The organism is Alteribacillus sp. HJP-4 (assembly GCF_042139015.1).
Classification (GTDB): domain Bacteria; phylum Bacillota; class Bacilli; order Bacillales; family Marinococcaceae; genus JBHIKY01.
Window position 1 is genome coordinate 175,098 of the sequence record NZ_JBHIKY010000006.1, and the last position, 23,733, is coordinate 198,830.

The 23,733-nt window shown below is 41.5% G+C and carries 22 protein-coding genes and 1 pseudogene; 17 read left to right on the forward strand and 6 right to left on the reverse strand.

Features of this window, described 5'->3' with window-relative positions; genetic code table 11:
- Positions 1-92: 92 nt before the first annotated feature.
- The 6 genes from ilvA to ACE4RR_RS07785 all read left to right on the forward strand — a co-directional run bounded on the left by ilvA (position 93) and on the right by ACE4RR_RS07785 (position 3,759).
- A complete protein-coding gene (gene ilvA, locus ACE4RR_RS07760; protein WP_375534840.1) occupies positions 93-1,340 on the forward strand; it encodes a threonine ammonia-lyase IlvA in 1,248 nt (415 codons plus the stop codon).
- A 60-nt stretch (positions 1,341-1,400) separates the two neighbouring features.
- Positions 1,401-2,153 carry a DUF3891 family protein gene (locus ACE4RR_RS07765; protein WP_375534841.1) on the forward strand — a complete coding sequence of 251 codons (753 nt, stop codon included), beginning with the start codon at positions 1,401-1,403 and terminating at the stop codon, positions 2,151-2,153.
- 47 nt (positions 2,154-2,200) lie between these two features.
- Positions 2,201-2,734, forward strand: coding sequence for a type 1 glutamine amidotransferase domain-containing protein (locus tag ACE4RR_RS07770; RefSeq protein ID WP_375534842.1), 534 nt, complete (start codon positions 2,201-2,203; stop codon positions 2,732-2,734).
- A 12-nt stretch (positions 2,735-2,746) separates the two neighbouring features.
- Positions 2,747-2,929 carry a hypothetical protein gene (locus ACE4RR_RS07775; RefSeq protein WP_375534843.1) on the forward strand — a complete coding sequence of 61 codons (183 nt, stop codon included), beginning with the start codon at positions 2,747-2,749 and terminating at the stop codon, positions 2,927-2,929.
- 67 nt (positions 2,930-2,996) lie between these two features.
- Positions 2,997-3,317: a thioredoxin family protein gene (locus ACE4RR_RS07780; RefSeq protein ID WP_375534844.1), complete on the forward strand. Its 321-nt coding sequence runs from the start codon at positions 2,997-2,999 to the stop codon at positions 3,315-3,317.
- Positions 3,318-3,339: 22 nt separating this feature from the next.
- Positions 3,340-3,759 (forward strand): TlpA disulfide reductase family protein, encoded by a 420-nt coding sequence (locus ACE4RR_RS07785; RefSeq protein WP_375534845.1) that lies wholly within the window; start codon positions 3,340-3,342, stop codon positions 3,757-3,759.
- 30 nt (positions 3,760-3,789) lie between these two features.
- Here ACE4RR_RS07785 and ACE4RR_RS07790 read toward each other — a convergent pair whose 3' ends face one another.
- Positions 3,790-4,518, reverse strand: a complete 729-nt coding sequence (locus ACE4RR_RS07790; protein ID WP_375534846.1) for a metallophosphoesterase family protein — start codon at positions 4,516-4,518, stop codon at positions 3,790-3,792.
- Between the two features lie 169 nt (positions 4,519-4,687).
- Here ACE4RR_RS07790 and ACE4RR_RS07795 point away from each other — a divergent pair, with 169 nt between their 5' ends.
- The 3 genes and pseudogenes from ACE4RR_RS07795 to ACE4RR_RS07805 form a co-directional block, all read left to right on the forward strand.
- Positions 4,688-5,818, forward strand: a complete 1,131-nt coding sequence (locus ACE4RR_RS07795) for a conserved virulence factor C family protein (RefSeq protein ID WP_375534847.1) — start codon at positions 4,688-4,690, stop codon at positions 5,816-5,818.
- Positions 5,819-5,879: 61 nt separating this feature from the next.
- Positions 5,880-6,089 carry a hypothetical protein gene (locus ACE4RR_RS07800; RefSeq protein WP_375534848.1) on the forward strand — a complete coding sequence of 70 codons (210 nt, stop codon included), beginning with the start codon at positions 5,880-5,882 and terminating at the stop codon, positions 6,087-6,089.
- A 181-nt stretch (positions 6,090-6,270) separates the two neighbouring features.
- A pseudogene (locus ACE4RR_RS07805) lies at positions 6,271-6,457 on the forward strand (transposase); the annotation flags it as partial.
- A 126-nt stretch (positions 6,458-6,583) separates the two neighbouring features.
- On the opposite strand, the gene ACE4RR_RS07810 reads toward ACE4RR_RS07805, so the two are convergent.
- The 4 genes from ACE4RR_RS07810 to ACE4RR_RS07825 all read right to left on the reverse strand — a co-directional run bounded on the left by ACE4RR_RS07810 (position 6,584) and on the right by ACE4RR_RS07825 (position 10,692).
- A complete protein-coding gene (locus ACE4RR_RS07810) occupies positions 6,584-7,582 on the reverse strand; it encodes a DUF2777 family protein (protein ID WP_375534849.1) in 999 nt (332 codons plus the stop codon).
- Between the two features lie 85 nt (positions 7,583-7,667).
- Positions 7,668-8,621 carry an MBL fold metallo-hydrolase gene (locus tag ACE4RR_RS07815; protein ID WP_375534850.1) on the reverse strand — a complete coding sequence of 318 codons (954 nt, stop codon included), beginning with the start codon at positions 8,619-8,621 and terminating at the stop codon, positions 7,668-7,670.
- A 57-nt stretch (positions 8,622-8,678) separates the two neighbouring features.
- Complete coding sequence (locus ACE4RR_RS07820) at positions 8,679-9,617, reverse strand: hypothetical protein (protein WP_375534851.1); 939 nt, start codon at positions 9,615-9,617, stop codon at positions 8,679-8,681.
- Positions 9,618-9,648: 31 nt separating this feature from the next.
- Entirely contained in the window at positions 9,649-10,692 is a 1,044-nt protein-coding gene (locus ACE4RR_RS07825) for a toxic anion resistance protein (RefSeq protein ID WP_375534852.1), read from the reverse strand.
- Positions 10,693-10,893: 201 nt separating this feature from the next.
- Between ACE4RR_RS07825 and ACE4RR_RS07830 the strand changes: the two genes are divergently transcribed.
- The 6 genes from ACE4RR_RS07830 to kapB all read left to right on the forward strand — a co-directional run bounded on the left by ACE4RR_RS07830 (position 10,894) and on the right by kapB (position 19,325).
- Positions 10,894-11,322, forward strand: coding sequence for a DUF2203 domain-containing protein (locus ACE4RR_RS07830; protein WP_375534853.1), 429 nt, complete (start codon positions 10,894-10,896; stop codon positions 11,320-11,322).
- The gene (locus tag ACE4RR_RS07835) at positions 11,322-12,083 is read left to right on the forward strand and encodes an NRDE family protein (RefSeq protein ID WP_375534854.1); all 762 of its coding nucleotides are present in this window, start codon (positions 11,322-11,324) and stop codon (positions 12,081-12,083) included. The genes ACE4RR_RS07830 and ACE4RR_RS07835 overlap by 1 nt, the downstream gene beginning before the upstream one ends.
- A 213-nt stretch (positions 12,084-12,296) precedes the next feature.
- Positions 12,297-16,895 carry a glutamate synthase large subunit gene (gene gltB / locus ACE4RR_RS07840; RefSeq protein WP_375534855.1) on the forward strand — a complete coding sequence of 1,533 codons (4,599 nt, stop codon included), beginning with the start codon at positions 12,297-12,299 and terminating at the stop codon, positions 16,893-16,895.
- A gap of 89 nt (positions 16,896-16,984) precedes the next feature.
- Complete coding sequence (locus ACE4RR_RS07845; protein WP_375534856.1) at positions 16,985-18,469, forward strand: glutamate synthase subunit beta; 1,485 nt, start codon at positions 16,985-16,987, stop codon at positions 18,467-18,469.
- A 237-nt stretch (positions 18,470-18,706) separates the two neighbouring features.
- Positions 18,707-18,931, forward strand: a complete 225-nt coding sequence (locus ACE4RR_RS07850; protein WP_375534857.1) for a hypothetical protein — start codon at positions 18,707-18,709, stop codon at positions 18,929-18,931.
- Positions 18,932-18,953: 22 nt separating this feature from the next.
- Positions 18,954-19,325 (forward strand): kinase-associated lipoprotein KapB, encoded by a 372-nt coding sequence (gene kapB, locus ACE4RR_RS07855; protein WP_375534858.1) that lies wholly within the window; start codon positions 18,954-18,956, stop codon positions 19,323-19,325.
- Between the two features lie 40 nt (positions 19,326-19,365).
- Here the strand turns inward: kapB and ACE4RR_RS07860 are convergent, their stop codons facing one another.
- Entirely contained in the window at positions 19,366-21,072 is a 1,707-nt protein-coding gene (locus tag ACE4RR_RS07860; RefSeq protein ID WP_375534892.1) for a PucR family transcriptional regulator, read from the reverse strand.
- Positions 21,073-21,275: 203 nt separating this feature from the next.
- Between ACE4RR_RS07860 and ACE4RR_RS07865 the strand changes: the two genes are divergently transcribed.
- Complete coding sequence (locus ACE4RR_RS07865; protein WP_375534859.1) at positions 21,276-22,496, forward strand: cystathionine gamma-synthase family protein; 1,221 nt, start codon at positions 21,276-21,278, stop codon at positions 22,494-22,496.
- A gap of 15 nt (positions 22,497-22,511) precedes the next feature.
- A complete protein-coding gene (locus tag ACE4RR_RS07870) occupies positions 22,512-23,723 on the forward strand; it encodes a M20 metallopeptidase family protein (RefSeq protein WP_375534860.1) in 1,212 nt (403 codons plus the stop codon).
- The last annotated feature ends 10 nt before the right edge of the window (positions 23,724-23,733 follow it).

Sequence of the window (23,733 nt, forward strand, 5' to 3'; positions counted from 1 at the left end):
TATAAGGTTCCTACTTTGCGGCTCAATAAAAAGTGTTATAATAGGAACGACTTTGCACAATTGGATTTGTACACAGAAAGGATAGTGCGCAGATGGGCAGGATTCACATTGAAGATATCATTATTGCAAATCAAACCTTGAAAGACGTAGTTACACATACACCTCTTCAAAGAAACCAGGTCCTCTCAGAGCGGTATCAGGCAAATATTTATCTTAAAAGAGAAGATCTGCAGGTAGTCCGCTCTTTTAAAATACGCGGGGCATATCATCTTATGAAAAGTCTTCCGGCAGAACGAATGGAAAATGGGGTTGTCTGTGCAAGTGCAGGAAATCACGCCCAGGGAGTAGCTTACTCATGTAAGGCACTGAGAGTAAACGGAAGAATTTTTATGCCTACTACTACTCCAAGGCAGAAAGTCGATCAGGTGAAGCTGTTTGGTAAAGAATTCGTAGAGGTTGTTTTGACAGGGGATACGTTTGACGATTCGTTTGCAGAAGCGATTGCATTCTGTGAGGCACATGAAATGGCATTTATCCATCCTTTTAACAATGAAAAAATTATTGCAGGCCAGGGCACCGCTGGTATGGAAATAATGAATGATATCGAAGAACCGATTGATTACTTATTTTGTTCTATCGGTGGCGGAGGTTTAATTTCCGGAATAGGAACCTATATTAAATCTATCTCTCCAATGACAAAGATTATCGGAATTGAACCAGCCGGAGCTCCGGGAATGAAAGAATCACTGGAAAAAAATAAAGTAGTGGAGCTTGAAAATATTGATAAGTTTGTTGATGGTGCAGCTGTAAAACGGATTGGGGATATCCCGTTTGAAGTGTGCAGGGAAGTTCTTGATGATGTTATGCTGGTTCCGGAAGGGAAAATCTGCACAACCATTTTAGAGCTCTATAATGAAAACGCCATTGTAGCGGAGCCGGCCGGTGCAATGCCTATATCAGCGCTTGATTTTTATAAAGAGGATATAAAAGGAAAAACGATTGTATGTGTAGTAAGCGGCGGTAATAATGATATTGGGCGGATGGAAGAAATGCGTGAAAAATCACTTCGATACGAAGGGCTCCAGCATTACTTTATTATTGATTTTCCACAGAGAGCCGGAGCGCTGCGTGAATTTCTGGATGAAGTACTCGGCAAAGACGATGATATATCTCGTTTTGAATATACGAAAAAGAACAATAAACCAATAGGACCCGCGCTTGTTGGGCTTGAATTAAAGCACGCTGAGGATTATGATCCATTGATTGAGCGATTAAATATAAAAGGGTTTCGCTATCATGAAATTAATAAAGAAGAAAGCCTTTATAATTTTCTAATCTGAAGCTTTCTGAAACAACCTTCCGTTTACAGGGGAGGTTGTTTCTCAATGGAGGGGTAGTTAATGATTGTAGTTGACCGGGGCAAATATTTTGAATGCATTCCCCAGCATGAACACGCCCGTATTTCTTATGAAGCCGCCAAACGATGGGCAGATGTGGATATGACGAGAGAAAAAAGCTGGAATTATGTAAAACTGGCCGTAAGGGAGCATGACTGCGCATGGGTTATCCTTGACGCGTACCCGGACTATCATAATGAAAAAAACGCACCTTATTCTTTTATAGATTATCCACTTGAAAAAAAGCTGAATGCATATCGAGAGGGCATTGCGTACGTCTGCTGCCTTCATCCATACAGCGGGCTTCTTTGCAGCCTGCATTACAGCAGTTTTTTCCGAGGTTCCTCAGATGATAGGGGAAAGAGTTTCCGGCAAGAAGAAATTAAACGTCAGAAGGACATTAGAAACAGGGTAGATACGCAGCATGAAGACGAGCATTTGTTAATTCTTCAATTTTGTGACGATCTTTCACTATATGCCTGTTTAAATAAACCAGGCGCAATGAAGGAAGAAGAAATAACTTGGTTTCGAAGCGGCTTTCGTCAGACCTTTTCATTTTTAAAAAATCAAACGATTAAAGCAGCCTTTTCATCAGAAAATTGTATCCAATGGAATCCGTTTCCTTTCACGGAACCTTTTCAGATTGTGATTCGAGGAAGTGCTGTCGACAAAAAGAAGATCGAGACTATAGGCTGGAATCGGGCGTATAAAAGCTCAAAACCGATGGAGAGAAACTTTCGTTTTGTCTCAAACTAAAAAGGGAAAGAACTATAAACGAACAGATGATTGAGGAGGATTGGCACATGACATTATTAAAGGAAAAGAAGATTATCGCGTTAGTGGAAGATGATTTTGAAGATCTTGAATTATGGGTGCCGGTTATGCGTCTGCGCGAAGAAGGGGCTGAAGTTGTACTAGCCGGAAAAGAAAAAGGGGGAGTGTACAAAGGAAAATATGGTGTTCCAGCTGAGGCTCAAACTGATTTTGCTTCCATTGACCCTGAACAATATGATGGAATACTGGTCCCGGGTGGATGGGCACCCGATAAACTGAGAAGGTATGAAGAAGTTATTCATTTGACACGTCATATGAATGAGCGGAAAAAAATAATTGGCCAGATCTGCCATGCGGGCTGGGTGCTGATTTCTGCAGATATTTTAGAAGGAATTAATGTAACAAGCACACCCGGGATAAAGGATGATATGACCAATGCTGGAGCAGTCTGGAGTAATGAAGAGGTGGTAACTGATGGACATATTATTTCCAGCCGCCGTCCGCCGGATCTCCCGGCTTATGGCAGAGCTTTAGTACAGGCCTTTTCAAACATGCAAGATTAGGAGGACAACAATGTGAGCGAGATAAAAAGAGAGCTGCAGGAATTTGCACAATCTGCAACAGAATTGAAGGCAGCCTGGAACAGGCTTCCGGAGATGCAGAAGAAACAGTATATGAAGAAGTATCCATTTAATGAAGATCTGTCAAAGGTCGTAGAAGATATAGCTGCCTGGAATGATGAGATGAGACATTTATAAGAGTATTACATTTCCCGGTGAGCCTTGTATGCCGGGATTTAATTATTACAAAAGTCAGGTGGTTCTATTGGAAGAAATTACATCAGAGAGCTGGTCAAACAAAGTATTACAGGAGCCTGCGGCAGCTTGCTTTATATATTCTCCATTGTGCGGGACTTGCGGCCTTGCTGAAAGAATGCTGCTTCCAATGGAGATTCTTTACAGTGATATTAGTTATTATAAATTAAATATCAATTATATACCTGAATTGATAAAATCAGAAAAAATTACTTCAGTACCGTGTTTAAAGCTGTTCTCCTATGGAGAAGTAAAACGGACAATCTATGCATTTACTTCAGTGCCCCTGCTCTCAGAAGAAATAGAACGATTTTACAAATTAATTAATTAATAAACAAAAAGGAGTAATTCGTGTGAACGCCCCGGATTTTACACTCAAAGAGATAGAAAGCGGCAAGGAATGGCCTTTAGCGGCTTTTAAGGGAAAACCGCTTATGATAACCTTTTGGACATCCTGGTGCCCTGATTCCGCAGTGGATCTGCAACAAAAAAATACTTTTTATAACAGCCTGGACGAAGCCCGGCTGCAGTTTTTAACGATCAATGTAACGGGCAGGGAAGGAGCCGAACCAGCAGCAGCTAAGTTTTTAGAGGAAAATGATTATAAGTTTCCAGTGCTGCAGGATGATGGAACAAAGGTTTATGATGCCTACCAGTGCATGGGAGTGCCGACCACCTTTCTCATCGATGAAAATCTTCAGATAGCAGAACGGTACAATGACCGTGCTAGGTTTATTGATATTATGAATGGAGTCCAGAAGCTGATTTCTTAATAAATCAGGGAGAAATAATTATTCTCCCCGTTATTCAGGTCTCTTTCCATTTTGGATGATATGTTTCATTAACTCTCTATTCGGATAATCATTTGCTTCATATTGTTTTATTACCCTGTCTTTATCATAATCGACCCGCTCGATACTTGCTTCAAATTTAGGTCCGTCGATATCAAGCAAAACATAGGAAGGTCGTGGATTTCCATCAAATGGAAGGCCGACGCTTCCCGTATTTATAATAGTCTTCGAGCCGATTTTTTTAATAAAAGGGGTATGAATATGGGCATAGACATAAATATTCGCATCCGCAGCTGTTGTTAATTTCATTTCCATTTCCTGCTCCAATGTATTTGCTGCTACAACCTCGAATAGATTATCAGGCACTGCGTGAAAGGCATGCATGGATAAATAATCATTCAATTTATCATGAAAAAAAACGGGCAGCTGGTCTAGATAAATTAGGTCATCTTCGGTCAGCCGTTCTAGTGCCCAATCTCTTTCCTGGTTCATGATAGCAAGTGCGGGATCGGGAACCTCGTCTTTTCTTACACCTCGAACAATCCACTCATCAGCGTTTCCTTTTAATACCTTGGCTGGGAGAGAACGGACCGTTTCAAGCGAGTTCTTTGGATCTGGGCCTCTGTAGCAAATATCACCTAATATGTACATCGTGTGGATCTGTTTGGCTTTCAAATCATTAAGGACAGCTTTTAACGCCCTGGCGTTACCATGTATATCAGATAAAAGTGCAATTTTCATATTTTACCTCCATTCATAAAAGGAAATTATCTCCTTTATCAAAGCTGCAGTTATATTCTATCATATTATGCGGAATGCTTGGGTTGGAAGGAGCAGAATCAATTGTGTTACAATCATCACTATAGTAACGCGGCCGTTATAACAGGCGAGGAAAGGAGTCTTATTATCCATGAAAATAATATCAATTGAGCCAACACCAAGCCCAAATACAATGAAACTAATATTAAATGAATCCCTTCCTTCCGGAAAAAGTAACAATTATACAGAAAAAAATAAAGCTGATGCTCCTGAATTATTACAAGGAGTACTCGCGGTTGAAGGAATAAAAGGAATTTATCACGTAGCAGACTTTATGGCAGTAGAACGCAGCTCAAAAGCTGATTGGGAGGTGCTGCTCCCTCAGGTCCGGGCGGTCTTCGGTGAAAAAACCGAGCAGACGCAGAACTCGGCTGAGCCTGCTGAAGCATTTGGGGAAGTAACAGTACAGCTTCAGACTTTTAAAGGAATTCCTATGCAAGTCAAGATGCTTCAAGGTGATGAAGAAAAGAGGCAGGGTCTGCCGGAGCGTTTTCAGACAGCAGCCTTTGCAGCTCAAAATGAAAACGAAAATGTGGTTATGGAGAGAAAGTGGGAGGATTTTGGCAGCCGTTATGGGAATGATCTGGACTCGATTGGGCCTGAAGTTGCAGAAGAAGTTGCAGCTGCTTATCCTCAGGAAAGATTAAATGCGCTTGTTCAGCTTTCACGTTCAGGGGAATCTTCAGTACGCCAGCAGGAAAGGTTTATAAAAGTAACTCCCGAAATGCTCGATGAACCTGACTGGAAAAAACGATATGCCGCCCTTGATAAGATGGATCCTGCTGAAGAGGATCTTGCTGTACTTGAAAAAGCGCTTCATGATGAAAAACCAGCTATCCGCAGACTTGCCGTCGTATATATAGGAATGATTGAAAAACCTTCTATCCTTCCACTATTAAGGCAGGCGATGCAGGATAAATCAGTGACCGTCCGCCGTACAGCTGGAGACTGTTTTTCGGATTTGGGGGATAAAGCGGGTATTCCGGCTATGATAGAAGCACTTGAAGATTCAAATAAATTAGTACGCTGGAGAGCAGCAATGTTTCTTTATGAAGTAGGAGATGAAACTGCTATTCCGGCATTACGGGCGGCTGAGAATGATCCAGAATTTGAAGTTGCTCTCCAGGTGAAAATGGCACTTGAAAGAATTGAAGGCGGAGAAGAAGCGAAGGGTTCGGTCTGGAAGCAAATGACAGAAAAAATGGCCGAGGATCGAAAATAGAAGCTTACGTTTAGCCGTCCTTTCAAGGGACGGCTATTCTAAAAAAGGAGGCAGTTATGTGATGACAAATTCACAAATCAAAAATTATTTAGAAGAAAATCAAATGGATGAAGTTCTGGAAATTATAAAAGAAGCAGAAGCTGGTGAGCTGGAAGAGCTGGAATTGGTGGAATCATTGGGACTGCTTCAAGATAAGAAATTAAATGAAGAAGTTTTACAGCTTTTACAATCAGAAGGAGTAAATATAATATATATATCTGCAGAAGAGTGATGAAGAGACCGGTACAAACCACACAAAAGAAAAGTTAGGCATGTCGACAGGAAATAGTGAAAGCCATAGCTTTTCTTATAATTCCCTCCTTTAAGGTTAATCATTCTAAAGTGCAGACAAGTTTGCGAAGGGATCGACCGCTCATCGTGGAATCAACAAAGGTAAAACGGTGTTTATAGTCTTTTCCTTCGTTTATTGACGAACGGAAGGAAAAATACTGTCATGACAATGGACGGAACGCTGTTCACCCCATCCGTATGTTCAAATACCTTCTCCTTAAAACCATCTATACGTTGTCTGACGTGGATCTCGTGGAACGTGCTCAGGTCGACATGTCCTTCAAATATTTCCTCGAAATGGTTCCAGAAGTGCGAAGGCGATTTTTACAGCTAATGTGAAACGAATCGTATATAAAAAATAAAAAAGGCAACAGAGTCTAGCGAATAGACCTGTTTACCTTTTGGGGAGGAAAGAAAGCAAAGCTGCTGGCTTTTTTAAGACTCATGTCCTTTACTGTATATATTTGTGTAGGAGGAAATACTTCTTTCTCCTTCATCCGTAGTAAATTCAAACCGGTCAAACACGAAGTCCTGATTATCCTGCTTCAATTCCCGTTCATAGTGATGCTGGACCATCAATGTCTTGTAATTATTCTGAAACGAGATAAAATTCACCCCTTGAAAGGAGGCGATCCCGTCAGAATGCAGGAGCTGCTGAAGTAGATGATTATGACATTGATCGAGCTGGTCGAGTGTGAACCCCAGCGAATGTATGCCATGTAAAAGGCTTTTTTGAGAAGGATCTTCGAGTTCATTTAATAAAATATGAAATGGCTGAAACTGCTGCTTATGAATTCGAACCCATTCAAATTCTTTTAGCTGGACTTCTTTCCCGTTCAGATCCTCAAACGTAAAACCAGTCAGATGAGTCACCTCTATCCAGGATTTACCCGGCTTAGAGATTTCAAATTCAAATGGACATTCCTCTAAATCTAAAACGTCTCCATTCACCGGCTCATGCAAAAAAGGTCTGCCTTTCTCTTTTTTCAGCTGGTAATACACGTAATCCTCTTTTACAGAAACGACATTTTTCTGAAGGTCAAAAGGATTGTCCATTTCTCCAAAGCGACTGCCTAATGTCGCCCAGGATTTTGCGGTGGCCTGGATGGCCGCGCCTTTATCATATAATTTCTGCAATTTTTTATTTATAGCTTGGACGACCGTTTCAGCGTATGTTAATGAAGACGCGCCGGCTGTATAAGCTTGAATTTTTGATCCAGGCACCGTCATATAGGCAGGTGTTTTTTTTCCTGGCAGACTATCCACTTCCTGCAGGATCGGGAGTTCAATCACTCCTTTTATCTTCACCTTTCCGGCCCACATTTTTTTTGGAGGAGCTGCAATGTCTAGAAGCTCTCCATAATATACACCCTTTTCACCCTTATCAATAAGGACTGTTTTGCCTTTTAATTTCATAGCCTCTGTTCTATTCATGAAAACCCTCTCTTTTGTTTACGTAATACGAAGTAAATACTATTATACGAAAAAATGCAGCGGTAGAGCAAGAAGACAAAATCGTTTACTTGGAAGAGGAGTGCTTCTTTAAATAATCTATTATCCCCATGGAGGACACTTCCATATCAAGTTTAATAATCCTGCGTAAAGGGTCTTCTTCCGGTACAGCTTCCAACTGCTTTTCCCTCAGAACACGGTTCTCTAATATCTCTGCTAACTGAAGGTAGTCGCCGTTTTGTTGAAAAATCCGGCGGCCCTCTTCCAAAAACACTGCAAGCCAATGCTGTAGTTGTTTTTTTAATTCTATGACATTTGTTGTTTCTCCATAGTGACCGAAATAAACATATGAAGGCTCGAGCTTCTCTATACGGCGAAGAGAATCCAGCATTTGATCCGGGTTAAATTGATTAGGAGATGTGGATGGAAGGTACAGCTCCTTATTCCAGGCAGCTGCATCTGCGTATTGTATGCCGATTGTATCACCACTGAAGATGCCTCTGCTTTCAGAATCAAAAATACTGTGATGGTGATTGGCGTGTCCCGGCGTATCTATAAAAGTAAGAGTTCTTCCGGAAGAAAGAGTCAGTACGGATTCATCTTCCTGTATAGTTATTTTGTTTTCAGGTATAGGAATAATTGGTTCAAATAGTTTGTCAAACTTATCTCCATACACAGCTTTTGCGCCCTGAATTAAACGCTGTGGATCGTTAAGGTGTCTGGCTGCTTTTGGATGAGCATGGACACTGGCATTAGGGCAGTCCTTTAGAAACAATCCAGCACCGCCTGCATGGTCAAGGTGAATATGGGTAACGATAATATGCTTGACTTCTTCTGTTCTTCTATTTAAATGGTCCAGACTTTTTTTTATTCTGGCTGCAGAAGGACTGGGGCCAGTTTCTACAATGGTGAGGTCCTGCTCGTTAATAATATATGTACCGGTACGATTCGCAAGTTCAAGATCAAAGCCGTCTGAAATCCAAATATTATGATGTAAATATGTCGGTTTTTTCCACTGCATGAAAAATTCCTCCTTTGAAATCGCTGTCTTTTCAAATTAAAAAAAGGGGCGGTGCCCCTATAGTAATTTATTTTTTCGTTTTCCTGAATAACGTTTTTCATTCAGCTGCAGCAGCTGTTCCATTTTTTCAAGCTTTGTGTGTTCGGCAGCTTCTCTTGTCGCTCTCACACTTATTTCCATTTTAGTTAATGCTTCATATACATGCTCTGTTTGTGTCTTCTGCTGTTCCTCCGCGAGAGATAAATACGTATTTATAAGCGAGGGAATGTCGTTATTGAGCATTCTTTTTACAGTGTATCTTTCTTCAACATCAAGAAGGTCATAAAGGAGACCGAGACGATGGGTTTCTTCAAGCAGCCGATTCAGCCGGTTCTCCAGAAGACTTCCTATCTGTTTCCACTCATTATTTAGCTGGTAATTTATATTTTTCATATAGTTAAAAGGTTCTTCCGATGACTGCACCAGGTCTTTATCTTCCTGCCGTGCCGGAGCAGTGGGCGAGGTTTCGGCAATTTCTGGCCTGCGATTGATTAAACTGCCTATCAGCACTTCGTCGAGCATTTCCAGCTTATAAAAGACATTCTGAAAATAGGTGGACTTCTGGATGCTCCTCACAAACGTCTGGCCATTTTTTATATATTGAACGGTAGCTTCCTTTATCCTGTGGGAACGGTTCTTAGGCTGATATGCTTTGCGGACATAATCTATTGTAATTCTCTTTTTTATTGCTGCTTCTGATTGAGGGGTTTCAAAACAGAGAAGCTTCATTCGTTTTTGATTTATTTTTAATCGAAAATGGAATGTTTTGCCATTTTTCTTAAAGGTTTGTGCAGATTTTACCTGTTTGCCGTATTCAATTAAACGGTCAAGTGCAGTTTCCATTTCTTTAATGATGACCAGTCCATGGGCATCGGAAAAAATATGATCATCTACAGGTCGTAAATGATCCGGCAAAAATTTTTCAATCCAGGGATGTGACATCCAGTCTTTAGCCAATCGTACCACCTTCTACCTGTAGGTTTACTAGTTATTCCAACAGCTTTGTTTTCATTTGTTTATTTAGTTCATCAAGCTCCGAAATAAATTTTTTGCCGGAGTGGACAATGCGTTCATTTGACTGCTCCGTCATTTGAATAGCAGCATAAACATCTTCATAAGCTTTTCTGAATGTTTCAATTGCTACTGCAGGTTCTTCTAATGTTTTTAAAGTATCTTCCGTGTTGCTTTTTAGCATTTGAGCATTGGTAAGAATCATATTCTCGGTTGCTTCGTTGACATTTTGTACGGCATTAATTACTTTGCGCTGGTTACCTAGAGCGAGCTGTATAGAAGCAGTCACTGTGATAATGTTTTTTGTCATCGTAATAGCATTAAAGATTGCTTCTTCAAGTTTTTCATTGTTATCAAGAATTAGATCGACAGAGGCAGAGGACTGCTGAAGAACCATGACAGCCTGAGTCATATTCTTTATCCTTGAGATTACTTTTTGCTGGCCTTTTTGAAGGTCGGCTGGATTATCCCGCCATTCCTCCTTCGTCATTTCCGCTTCAAGCATCTCATTTAAGGTTTTTCCTGTCTCGATCTGCTGCTCGAGGTCGGTTATGCGGTTTCTCGCTGTTACTTTAAGCTGTTCGAGCATAACGTTATCTTCCTGTAGTTTATCCCTGCCGGCAAGCAGTCCTTCTATAACATTTTCAACCTGTGCTTCAACCGTTTCGTATTTTCTTGCGTACTGCTCTACGGGACTTCGGCGAAGAATCCGGTTTAAAGCTTTTTGCATTTTATTTTCCTTTAAATAATCAGGCTCGAGCTCCCCGACCATCTGCTTTAGTTCGTGAAGTTTATCGGGAAGCTCATTATCTTTTTGATTCATCATTTCGCGGACTGGTCTTTTCAGTGCTTCAAGAGAGTCGCCGGCCTGCTTTTGCTCTGTTTCGCCCAGTCCCCCGAGAGCTGAGATGAGATCTTCATTGTTATTAGCGCTCTTAAAACGTTCTAAAAACTTTTCCGCTTCTGATTTTGCTTTTTCATGATTTTGATCTGCGCGGCTGATTTCATTTTCTTCCGGCATCATATAACCCTCCATTATTCAAGCTCATTAGAAAGACTGACGCTCTGCCATTTGCTATACTTATATTATAGCATTTATTGACATGTGTCGTCTTAAAACTCTTTCTTTCGTAATATTAATTAGATACGATAATACAAGTATTCTCGTTTCAATAATTGCGTGGTTTTTGTAAGCCAACTTTCACCAGGAGGAGACAGTGGGATGTTTAATAAATATTATACAATTGATGAAGCAAATGTCATTCTTCCGGATATTAGAGAAGAGCTCGTCTACTTACAGAACTTGCAGCATGAGCTCCACATGACGTGCCGTTGTTTGAACCCACTTAAACGTAAGAAACTTGAAGAAGAGTATAAAAATAAAGAAGATATTTTTCTGCTTGAAGCTGCTGTTGATTTTCTTGAAATCCAGGAATTTCAATTAATACGCCAATGGGAGAAAAGCGGAATATACATTAGAAACATTGATGATGGATATGTAGATTTCCCTGCTGTTATCGATGGCTCCTCGGTTCTGTTGTGCTGGAGGCAGGGGGAAGAGTTTATTTCTTATTACCATAATGTGTTTGACTCATATTCAAAGAGAAAGAGGATTGCATCTGCAAACGAGAAAACGGAGGAAGACGAGTAATGTGCCTGATTGTTTTAGGAGTCCAGGCGCATCCATCTTTTCCTATTATAGTTGTTTCAAACCGGGATGAATTTTACGAACGACCAACAGAGCGTCTGCATAGATGGAGTAATTCACCGGTTATGGCCGGAAGAGACTTGAAAAAAGGCGGAACGTGGATGGGTGCTTCCATTTATGGAGATTTTGCAGCTGTAACAAATATCAGAAATCCAGATGAAAAAACGGCACTTTGGTCGCGTGGGGCTCTCGTCAAAGATTTTCTGGAGGACAGCTGCAAGAACTACTTTTTTAAAGAAGCAGAGGCTGACAGAGAGAAATATGGTGGTTTTAATTTAATTGCCGGTGAGGGAGAGAAGCTCTATTATTTAACAAATCAGGATAATGAAACCAGAAAGCTTCTGGGGCCGGGGGTTTACGGTTTGAGTAATGCACGGCTCGATACCCCCTGGCCAAAGGTAAAAAAAGCAAAACAGAGATTTAAGAGGGTGCTGAGCGGCATGGGTGCCGATCTTCTTATCGATGACCTTTTTGATGTTTTATCTGACAAAACAGAGGCAGCAGAAGAGCTGCTTCCGGTTACAGGGGTGAGCCTTGAGTTGGAAAAGGCTCTTTCTCCTATGTTCATAAATTTTGAAGGGTATGGCACGAGAGTCCAGACCATCTACGCATTGAATAAACACGGAGAAGCTGTGCTGATTGAAAGGTCATTTACCGTGGATGCTGTGCCTGAAGGGGACATACAATTGAAATGGGATATATAATATTTATTCATTTTCCCACATTTTTATAAATATTCTATTTTTGTCTGTTTTTTAAAAATTGTTATAGATATCGTACAGAAAGCGCTTTCAGACTAGAATTCGTTTGTGAAATAATTTGCCGAAACTTCAGATAAATGATATGCTCTTGTATATTAAATTAAAAAAGTGTACTTATTATAATAGTCTACACAGAACGAGAGAGGTGGAGAGGGCATGACGAATTTTTATCATGCACGGAAAGAAGGCCTGTACGATTCCGAATTCGAACACGACAATTGCGGGATCGGTTTTCTGGCAAACATTAAGGGTAAGAAATCACACGACATTGTGAAGAAAGCCCTTCAAATTCTGGTGAATCTCGAGCACCGTGGGGGGCAGGGTGATGAACCCAACACCGGTGATGGAGCCGGTATGCTTCTGCAGATACCTCACCGCTTCTTTAAAGAAATAGAAAAAGAACTCGGTTTTACGCTGCCTGCTGAAGGAGCGTATGGGGTAGGCATGGTCTTTTTGCCTGTTGATGATTCCAGAAGAAATAAAGCAATAAATGAAATAAATTCAATAGTTAAAGAGGAGAATCAAGAAGTACTTGGCTGGAGAGAAGTGCCTGTTGATGACAGTATGATAGGAAACGCAGCGTACAAAGCAAAACCTTCCGTACATCAGGTTTTTATTGGAAGAGCTGCTGGTATTAAATCAAGGGAAAGCTTTGAGAGAAAGCTCTATGTTATTCGTAAACGGCTTGAACATGAAGCAGGAAGCGAACTTGAGCCGGAGGATGCTTTTTATTTTGCCAGCTTTTCATCCAGGACGATTGTGTATAAAGGAATGCTGACGACAGAACAGGTTTCTCAATTTTACAGGGATGTTAATCACCCGTTGTTTGAAACGGCTGTAGCATTAGTACACTCAAGATTCTCAACGAATACTTTTCCAAGCTGGGAACGTGCACATCCAAACCGTTATTTAATCCATAATGGGGAAATTAATACCATTAAAGGGAATGTGAACTGGATGCACGCCCGTGAAGCTGTTTTCCGTTCAGAATTGTTCGATAAAGACCTGGATAAAGTCCATCCCGTAATTGATCACCTTGGAAGCGACTCGGCCATGTTTGATAATGCATTTGAATTTCTGACGCTTGCAGGACGTCCGATGCCTCATGCGGCAATGATGATGATTCCTGAACCTTGGCAGAATGATAAATTAATAAGCGAAGAAAAAAAGGCGTTTTACCAGTTTCATAGTACGTTGATGGAACCATGGGACGGCCCCACAGCGATCGCTTATACGGACGGTAAAACAGTAGGCGCCTGTCTGGACAGAAATGGACTTCGTCCTGCGCGTTACTATGTTACGAAAGATGACCACATTTTGATGTCGTCTGAGGTAGGCGTTCTCGATATAGATCCAGAGGATGTACTCTTCAAAGAGCGTCTGCACCCGGGACATATGCTGCTTGTAGATATGGAAGAGGGACGAATTGTTCCTGATGAGGAAATTAAACATGCTATCGCCACTGAAAAACCTTATAAAGAATGGGTTGATCAGTATCTAACTGATTTAGAGGATGTAAGGGAAAGCCCGGATGTTTACGATACAGATTTTGAAGAACTGGAAACAAAACAGCTTGCTTTCGGTTATACGTTCGAAGAGCTGGAGAAAATGATCAAGCCGATGGCCGAAAGCGGTAATGATCCTGTCGGGTCAATGGGGTATGATTCCCCGGTAGCCGTATTGTCGAAAAAACCTCAGCTGCTTTATAACTATTTTAAACAGCTGTTTGCCCAGGTAACAAACCCTCCAATTGATGCGATTAGAGAAGAACTCGTCACAGCAGTCGGCACGACAATCGGAAAAGAAGGAAACCTGCTTCATCCGGAACCGGAAAGTGCCCGTCAATTGTTTATAAAGACACCGCTGGTTAATAATGAGGAAATGGCTAAACTGCGTGCCAATGAAAAAGAAGGTTTCCAGACAGTTACACTTCCCATCGTATTTAATACAGAAAATGGAGATGCCGGCTTGAAAACTGCAATGGATGAACTCTTCCGGACAGCAGATGAAGCGGTGCAGGATGGAGCCACAATTATTATATTGAGTGACAGAAATGTCAGTAGAGAATATGCTCCTATCCCTGCTCTGCTTGCGGTAGGCGGGCTGCACCATCATTTTATCCGTAATGGCATGAGAACAAAGGTAAGCATCGCAGTCGAGACAGCAGAACCCCGTGAAGTTCATCATTTTGCAGTTCTGCTCGGCTATGGCGCAGAGGTAATCAATCCATATCTCGTATTTGATTCTATTGATGGAATGATTAAGGAAGAACGCCTTGAAAATATCTCTTACGTAGAAGCTGTTCAGACTTTCATAAAAGCCTCGACAAAAGGCCTGATGAAAGTATTATCTAAAATGGGTATCTCAACGATCCAAAGCTACCGGGGAGCTCAGATCTTTGAAGCTGTAGGAATCTCAGCCAAGGTAGTTGACGAATACTTTACCTGGACTCCTTCTAGAATCGGCGGCGTAAGCCTTGAGATTATCGCAAAAGAAGTTCTGCTGCGTCACGAAAGAGCCTATAACGACCGCGAAGGCCGTGACAATACTCTCGAGCCTGGAGATGATCTGCAGTGGAGAAGAAACGGGGAGCCCCATCAATATAATCCTCATACGATTCATATGCTGCAGCATGCTGCCAGGAAAAATGATTATGAACTGTATAAGAAATATGCGAAAGCTATTAATGAACAGGAAGAAGAACAGACTACTCTCCGGGGCATGCTTGCATTTAAGTATGGACAGTCCCCGTCCATTTCAATTGATGAAGTGGAGCCTGCTTCCGAAATTGTAAAACGATTTAAGACAGGTGCGATGTCTTTTGGGTCGATTTCGGAAGAAGCACACGAGGCACTTGCAATCGCGATGAATAGGATTGGCGGACGTTCAAACACCGGCGAGGGAGGAGAAAATCCGGAGCGGTTTACTCCTGATGAAAATGGTGATTCGCGAAGAAGTGCTATTAAACAAGTAGCTTCTGGAAGGTTCGGCGTGACCAGCCATTATCTTGTGAATGCTGACGAAATTCAAATAAAGATAGCCCAGGGAGCGAAGCCTGGTGAAGGCGGGCAGCTTCCAGGGAATAAGGTTTATCCGTGGATTGCAGAGGTAAGGGGGACTACGGCAGGTGTCGGTCTCATTTCGCCTCCTCCACATCATGATATTTACTCTATTGAAGATTTAGCAGAATTGATTCATGACTTGAAGAATGCGAATCCATCAGCCAGGGTAAGCGTGAAGCTCGTATCAGGAACTGGAGTTGGAACGATCGCAGCAGGTGTAGCTAAGGGACGTGCAGACCATCTTGTAATCAGCGGATATGATGGAGGTACTGGTGCTGCAGCACGTACGAGTATCAAGCATGCAGGCCTGCCATGGGAACTCGGTCTTGCAGAAACCCATCAGACACTCGTTTTAAATAACTTGAGAGACCGTATTAAGGTAGAAACAGATGGAAAGCTGATGACCGGACGCGATGTAGCAATCGCTGCACTTCTTGGCGCAGAAGAGTTTGCATTTTCGACAGCTCCACTCGTTGTGCTCGGCTGTGTTATAATGCGTGTCTGTCATTTAGACACCTGCCCGGTAGGTGTGGCGACACAAAATCCGGAATTACGCAAGAAATTTATGGGATCGCCGGATCACGTCGTAAACTATATGCAGTTTGTGGCTGACGAATTACGTGAAGTAATGGCAGAGCTCGGGATCAAATCCTTAAACGAAATGATTGGCAGGACAGATCTGCTCGAACAAAACCCGGAAGTGAAAAATTGGAAAGCAGAAACAGTCGACTTGACAAATCTCTTGTACCGACCGAAGAAGCTTGACCAATCACGACATTTCGGCCATATTGAGCAGAATCACCAGCTCGATGAATCTCTTGACATGACCACTTTGTTAAAAGCGGCGGATAAAGCGATTGAACATGGCGAATCTGTCTTCGGTGAATTCACTATCAAAAACACCGATCGAGTGACTGGTACTATTACAGGCAGTGAGCTGACAAATAAATATGGACTTAACGGTCTTCCAGACGATACAATTCGATTTACTTTCCGCGGATCAGCCGGCCAGAGTTTTGGGGCATTCATTCCAAAAGGTATGTCTTTAAAGCTGATCGGAGATGCCAATGACTATATTGGTAAGGGTCTCTCCGGCGGAAAACTCGTTGTTCATCCTCCTGAAAATTCTACCTTTGCACCAGAAGAAAGTATTCTTATCGGAAATACGACCTTCTATGGAGCAACCGGTGGTGAAGCATATATTCGAGGTATGGCGGGAGAGCGATTCTGTGTTAGAAACAGCGGGGCAAGTGTTGTTGTAGAAGGAGTCGGCGATCATGCCTGTGAGTATATGACGGGTGGAGTGGTTGTCAATTTAGGCATTACCGGAAGAAACTTTGCAGCCGGGATGTCTGGTGGCACCGCTTATGTCCTGGATCGTGACAATATTTTTGAAAACTACTGCAACAAAGATATGGTTGATCTTGATCGAGTAGAAGATCCAGAAGAGATAAAGGAATTGAAAAAATTAATAGAAAATCATGCTGAGTATACAGAAAGCTCTCTGGCTCAAGGCGTATTACAGCAGTGGAAAAAAATTATTCCATCTTTCGTGAAAGTTATTCCTAAAGACTACAAAAAGATGCTTTCTTCTATTAGAAAAGCAGAAAAAGAAGGACTGACGGGATCAGAAGCAATTTTAACTGCATTCAATGAAAGCCAGCAGAACAAAGCAAAAGTAGGCGGGAACTAAGAAAGCCGGTTCAGGACAAAGACCGCAGTTTTCGGGCTGTGTTGTCCTGAGGGCACTGCCTCAAGATTACGATGTCTGGAGTGAGAGATATGGGGAAGCCAACAGGCTTTATGGAATATAAACGAGAAAATCCCGCTAAACAGGACCCCTTTGCCAGGGTAAAGAACTGGCAGGAATTTCAAATTATCATGCCGGAGAAAAAGGTAGAGGAACAAGGAGCACGCTGTATGGACTGCGCGATTCCATTTTGTCAGGCAGGCACTACAATGGAGGGTTCAGGAGAAATCGGCTGTCCAGTGTATAATTTGATTCCTGAATGGAACGACCTCGTTTACCGGGGAAATTGGAAGGAAGCACTGGAGAGACTTCACAAAACCAATAATTTTCCTGAATTTACGGGCAGAGTCTGCCCAGCACCTTGTGAGGGCTCCTGTACGGTTGCACTTAATGATGATCCAGTATCAATTAAAACCATTGAATTTCATATTGTGGAGAAAGGATTTAAGGAAGGCTGGATCAATCCAGAACCGCCTAAGTCCCGAACAGGCAAAAAAGTAGCGGTTATCGGTTCCGGGCCTGCGGGACTTGCTGCGGCAGCTCAATTAAACAAAGCAGGCCATTCGGTGACCGTATTTGAAAAAGATGACCGAATTGGAGGTCTTCTTACTTATGGTATTCCGGATGTGAAGCTTCCGTATGATGTAGTAATGAGACGAGTTTCTATTATGGAAGAAGAAGGTATAGAGTTTGTTACGAGTACTGAAATAGGCAAGGATTATCCAGCCGAAGTCTTAAATAATGATTTCGATTCGGTAGTGCTCTGTACAGGGGCACAGGTTCACCGAGATGTCCCTGCACAAGGAAGAGGGCTGGATGGAATCTATTATGCGATGGATTTTTTAAGAAGCAACACCAAATCATTGCTGGATTCTGAACATGCTGATGGCAACTATATCTCTGCTGAAGACAGAGACGTTATTGTCATCGGAGGGGGAGATACCGGAGTGGATTGTATTACAACTTCACTTCGTCACGGCTGTAATTCGCTGACACAATTTGATATTCACCCTGAAAAATCCACAGATCGAACTGATAACAACCCATGGCCGCTCTTCCCTGTAGTTTATACAAAAGAAGAGGGTCATAAAGAAGCAGAAGCTGTATTTGGAGATGACCCAAGGGCCTATAAAGTTATGACGAAAAAATTTGTCGGGGATGAAAATGGAAGAGTCAAAGAACTCCATACCATTGAAGTTGATACGATTTACGAAAATGGGGAAAAGATTAGAAAAGAAATTCCCGGCACAGAGAAAGTTTGGAAGGCTGATCTCGTCCTGCTTGCGATTGGTTTCACCGGTCCTGAACAGGAACTGCTTGATCAAATGGAAATAAAAAGAGATAACAGAAGCAGTGTAGAAGCTGAATATGGTAAATACGCGACTAATAAAGAAGGCGTATATGCTGCAGGAGACAGCAGGCGTGGTCAAAGCCTAGTGGTCTGGGCTATACACGAAGGACGGGAAGCTGCAAGAGAAGTTGATCGTTTTTTAATGGGAAGCTCGAATTTACCATAATGAACATTGAAGAAAGAAGAACCACAGTTATACAAGCTGTGGTTCTTCTTTTTTAGTGTATGAAAAGCTAAAACTTTCGAGTGTTAAACTTGGCAAAAGAAACTATGATTCAATTATATAATTTCACGTACCGTATTTATTATAAAAATAAATTTTAATAATTAAAAAATTTTAATAAAGCATTTAGAAATGCAAGAAAAAATTTGATAAACTATAGAATAGAAAGAAGGGAAAATGATGAGAGCAGCATTAAAATGGGGAATGCGCCTGATTTTTTTATACGCAGCTTTTGTAGCTCTAATTTTGACAGCAGCACTAATTTCCGTCATGCTGTCTTTCACTTTTGTAATATTGAATGAACTAGCAGGCGTCGAAAAACTCGGAAGTATTTCTGAAAAGTATTTATCTCCGCTTTCAGAACGACTATGGAATTTTTTCCTGCTTGTTACACCGGGTGGATAAACGTAAGGAGGACTGCACTAGTATGGAACAAAAATTTGTAAGAGCGCCTTATAAAACTGGAAGTTATATAGCTGAAGTACTGGAACAAAAAAATGATAAATCACTGTTAAAAATTACTGCAGTATTAAAGCATCCGAAACAAGGTGATCTCCATAACCCTAATCAGACGGATGTTCCTCTTTTTCACGAACGAAAAGCACTTGCAGAAATGGAAAAAGTATGGGTTCCAAAAGCAATGGTAAAACCATATGAAGAAAAAGTACCAACATATCATGAATCTTTGCATTTAGCGTATAAAGAATATGAAGCAGAGCTTCTTGAGAAAAACGATGATTATTCAAGAGAAGCTTTAGCAGCGTTAACAAATTTGAAAGCAGATTATAAATTTAATTAATAAAAACCCGGCAGTTCTGCTTGGAAGCAGCTGCCGGGTTTTACATATTCTTTGGTGTATCTTTTGTTTCTTTCACTCCGCTTAACGTATGAAGTCGGACTGATAAATCGAGTAAGAAAGTATCATCAGGGTTATCTAAATCACACCCTGTCAGGGCTTCGATTTTTTTTAACCGGTAGAGCAGAGACTGCCTGTGAAGATTGAGAGCCCGTGCTGTCTGGCTGACGTTACCTTTATGTTTGTTATAAATGATAAATGTGTGAATTAAATCTATGCCGCGTTCTTTTGAATATTTAAACAAAGGAGCAATCGTCAGGTCAGTAGTCTGCCGTAATTCTTCATTTTCAGTGAGTGCAAGCAGGGCGCGGTCAAATCTAGTATCTGCGTAAGTGCTTATAAAGCCGGGTCCTTTTTGTTTCTGTCCAACGTCGAGCGCTGAGTATGCTTCTTGGAATCCAACGTGAAAAGTATCCTCTCCAAATGATTTAGCTACTCCCCAGGAGAGTGTCAGGTGCTGAAGCTTCTGTTCTAGTCGATATTGCAGCAGCTCAATAAATGGAAAGGCCGTTTCAATACTATTACTGGATATTAATTCGATATACATGATGAGAGCATCTTTTTGGAAAGTAGACATCGTTTTTATCTGCAAGGTGCGCCCGCAATGGTATACTTCTTCTTCAAGCAGATCCCCCACAGACCGAAGCCAATTTTCATAAGAAAGCTGCATGCCGGGATCTTGATTGTACAAGTATTCAAGATTTTCTGGTTTTGCTATTAAGCAGAGATAAGGTACATTTAAATGATACCCTAAAGATTTAGCACGGGATAATGCTGTATCTTTTGATTCGAGTTTACCTTTTGCAAGGCTCCAGACAAAATCATCACGGAGTCTCATTTCTGTTTCTAACGCCGCTTGATCATGTAAAAAACATAATGCTGAGGTAGTCACAGTATGTTCAAGCAGTATAAGATTTTCTTCTTGAAACAAATCGTCTTTTAATGATTGTTCCGGCCATTCAATTAGAATAAAACCTAAAATTTCCCTGGCACTTTGAACGCTCAGCTGTAATATTTCATCAGCATCTAATCCGATCCAATCCATATTGTTCGGCATATTTACTGAGTCCAGCAGTTCCTCCTGTCTCTGCGGAAGCGGATCGCCGAAACGATATAAATAAGCATTCCATTTTTCTTCTAATTTTTCTGATCTTTTACTTTTGGCTTTCAAGACTCCTCTACGGTCTGAGACAATAACGGGCATTTCAAGAGAAGAAGACAAGTAAGACACAATTTCTTGTAACCCCTGCCCCTCCATTATTATCTTCAGTAATTCCTTTCGAATTTTATCAGATCGTTCAACGATATGCATTTCTTTCTTATTCAATGCAGAAGAGATCGCGTGACTCACATCAGAAAAACGGATATCCCACGGTAGTTCAATTAAAGGAAAACCTTGCTTTTCACACATCTCAATAACTTTATCCGGCAGGCTGATAACATGGCGTCCGAGTGCAATAACTAATGCAGCGGCATCTGCATCCATTACTTCTTTAATGAATGTTAACAGCTTTTGTTCATCGTTTCCGCACCCAATTCCGGTAGTCAAAACAATTTCATTCTTTCTGACAAAGTTCTCAACAGGTGTTTCAATGATAGATACCCATTCTACGGCTCTTTCCATTGAAGAAACGGCTGTTGTTAAAAGCTTTGAATCCTTCATTACTTCAAGCTCAATAACATCTTTCACAGATAACAACAGAAATCTCCTCCTTAAACCGCTCAGTAATAGTATTTCCAGATATAATTATTGTAGCATATAAGATTGTCAGATTATCTTTTATCCAAACTGTCAGAATACTAGAAAAAACTTTCATACAAATTGATGAATGGAAAGATGCTTTATTTTTATTACGATAAGAGTATGAAATAGAACTCTGATTAAAGGGGCGGATGAACATGACAAAAGAAATGAACCAGGATATCCAACGATCTACAAAAGCAGTGTGGGCCGGCGAAAAAGAATTTAGAGCTTTTGGAGCTTCTCAAGTACCGGTTGTACACAGTGTTGCATATACGTACGATGATCTTGATCATTGGTATGAAGTAGCTATTGGTAATGAAAAAGGCCATATATATGGAAGAAATACAAATCCAACCGTAGAGTCATTTGAGCAAAAAATAAAAGAACTCGAAGGAGCAGAAGCTGCTACCAGTTTTTCTACAGGAATGGCAGCCATCAGCAATTCACTGGCTACCTTTTTAAGACCGGGAGATAAGGTAGTGTCTATTAAAGATACGTATGGCGGCACAAATAAAATATTCAGTGAGTTTCTTCCACAGATGAATGTAGAAGTCAGACTATGCGATACAGGAAATCACGAACAAATTGAAGAAGAGGTACGTCAAGGGTGCAACATTTTATATTTGGAGACTCCAACAAATCCAACAGTAAAAATTACTGATTTAGAGCGCATGGTAAAAGTAGCAAAAGAGGTTGGAGCACTTGTATTTGTAGACAATACGTTTGCAACACCAATCAACCAAAATCCACTTGAATATGGAGTAGACCTTGTCATTCACAGTGCTACTAAATTTCTCGGCGGCCATGCTGATGCATTAGGTGGTGCTGCTGTGGGACGAAAAGATCTAATTGAAAAAATTTATCATTATCGCGAAATCAATGGAGCAACGATGGATCCGATGGCAGCTTACTTTATGATCCGGGGAATGAAAACCCTACATTTGCGGGTCAAACAGCAATGTGAATCTGCGATAAAAATTGCTTCTTTTTTAAAGAACCACGCACAAGTTGACCAGGTTTTTTATCCAGGGCTTGAAGATCATCCAGGCCATGACATTGCGAAAAAGCAAATGCGAAACTTTGGTGGTATGTTCAGCTTTTCAATGAAAGGTGGAATGGAGGCAGTTCGTCAATTTCTCCCGAGGCTCGAGTATGCAAACCGAGCAGCTAACCTTGGTTCTGTCGAGACAACGGTAGGTCCTGCAAGGACTACAAGTCATGTGGAAAATACTCCGGAGGAAAGAGCAGCACTTGGCATTCCAGAGAGCCTTGTTCGTTATTCTGTGGGAATCGAAGATACTGATGATTTATTACGTGACTTAGAGCAGGCACTGGCACAGCTTCCTGAGCCTGCTGCAACTCGTATTTAAGTTAGGAGAATTCCAATGTTTCAATCCAATGCAGTCTTATTTCAAGAAGCTAAATCATTTATGCCTGAGCTGATCGGCTGGCGGAGATATCTTCACCGGCAGCCGGAACTCAGCTTCTGCGAGCATAATACGACTAAGTATATTACTACTCAGCTGCAAAAGTTTGAACGAATTACCATTCTGACAGGAAAAAACCAGATTGGAACAGATACAGGTGTAGTTGGCATTTTAAAAAATGGTGAAGGGCCGGTAATCGCTCTTCGAGCGGATATTGACGCACTCCCCATTGCAGAAGAGATTGCTTCAGAATATCAATCTGTTTATAAAGGTATAATGCATGCATGCGGGCATGATGCTCATACAGCTATGCTTCTTGGAGCCGCTGCATTATTAAGTAAATCAGAAAATTCCTTCTCGGGTACGGTAAAGTTCATTTTCCAGCCGGCTGAAGAAGATACTGATGAACATGGAAAATCCGGAGCGCCATATTTGATTGAGAAGGGTATCTTTGATGATGTAGATAAAGCATTTGCACTCCACGTTGATCCGGAGAATGAACCAGGAACGGTACGTCTCCATTCCGGAGCCAGCATGGCCAGTGTAGATACTTTTCAAGCGAATATTTATGGCAGCGGGGGTCATGGTGCGTATCCTCATCTTGGAACAGATCCGGTATGGATGCTCTCTTTTGTTCTGCATGCAATTCAGGGGATAAGTTCCCGAAAAACTTCTCCTTTGGTTCCTTCTGTCATAAGTGTAGGAGAAGTCAAAGCTGGTGCATCTACAAATGTAATACCTGAAAAAGTATTTTTACAAGGCACATGCCGGAGCTACGATGCAGAGACAAGAAAGAAACATGAGGAAGAATTAAACCGGGCTTTTGCTATCGTGGAATCAATGGGCGGCAGCTATGATTTAACAATTGAAAAAGGGGAGCCGGCTCTTGTTAATCATACAGAAGCAGTGGAGGTTTTTAGAAGGTCCATCACCTCGTTGTACCCTGAGATGAAAATTCTGAATGAACCGTATGGACTTGGCGGAGAAGATTTCGGCTATATTGCCGAAAAAGTACCGGCAGCCATGTTGTTTCTTGGTGCAGGCTTTGAGCAAAAAGATGGACGCGGACTTCATATGCCGCTTTTTGATATTGAAGAAGAAGTGCTGCCGGCAGGTGCTGCGCTGCTAGCTGGAGCAGCTCTCAGCTGTTTTAGCAACACTACACTGTAAACTGTTGCAA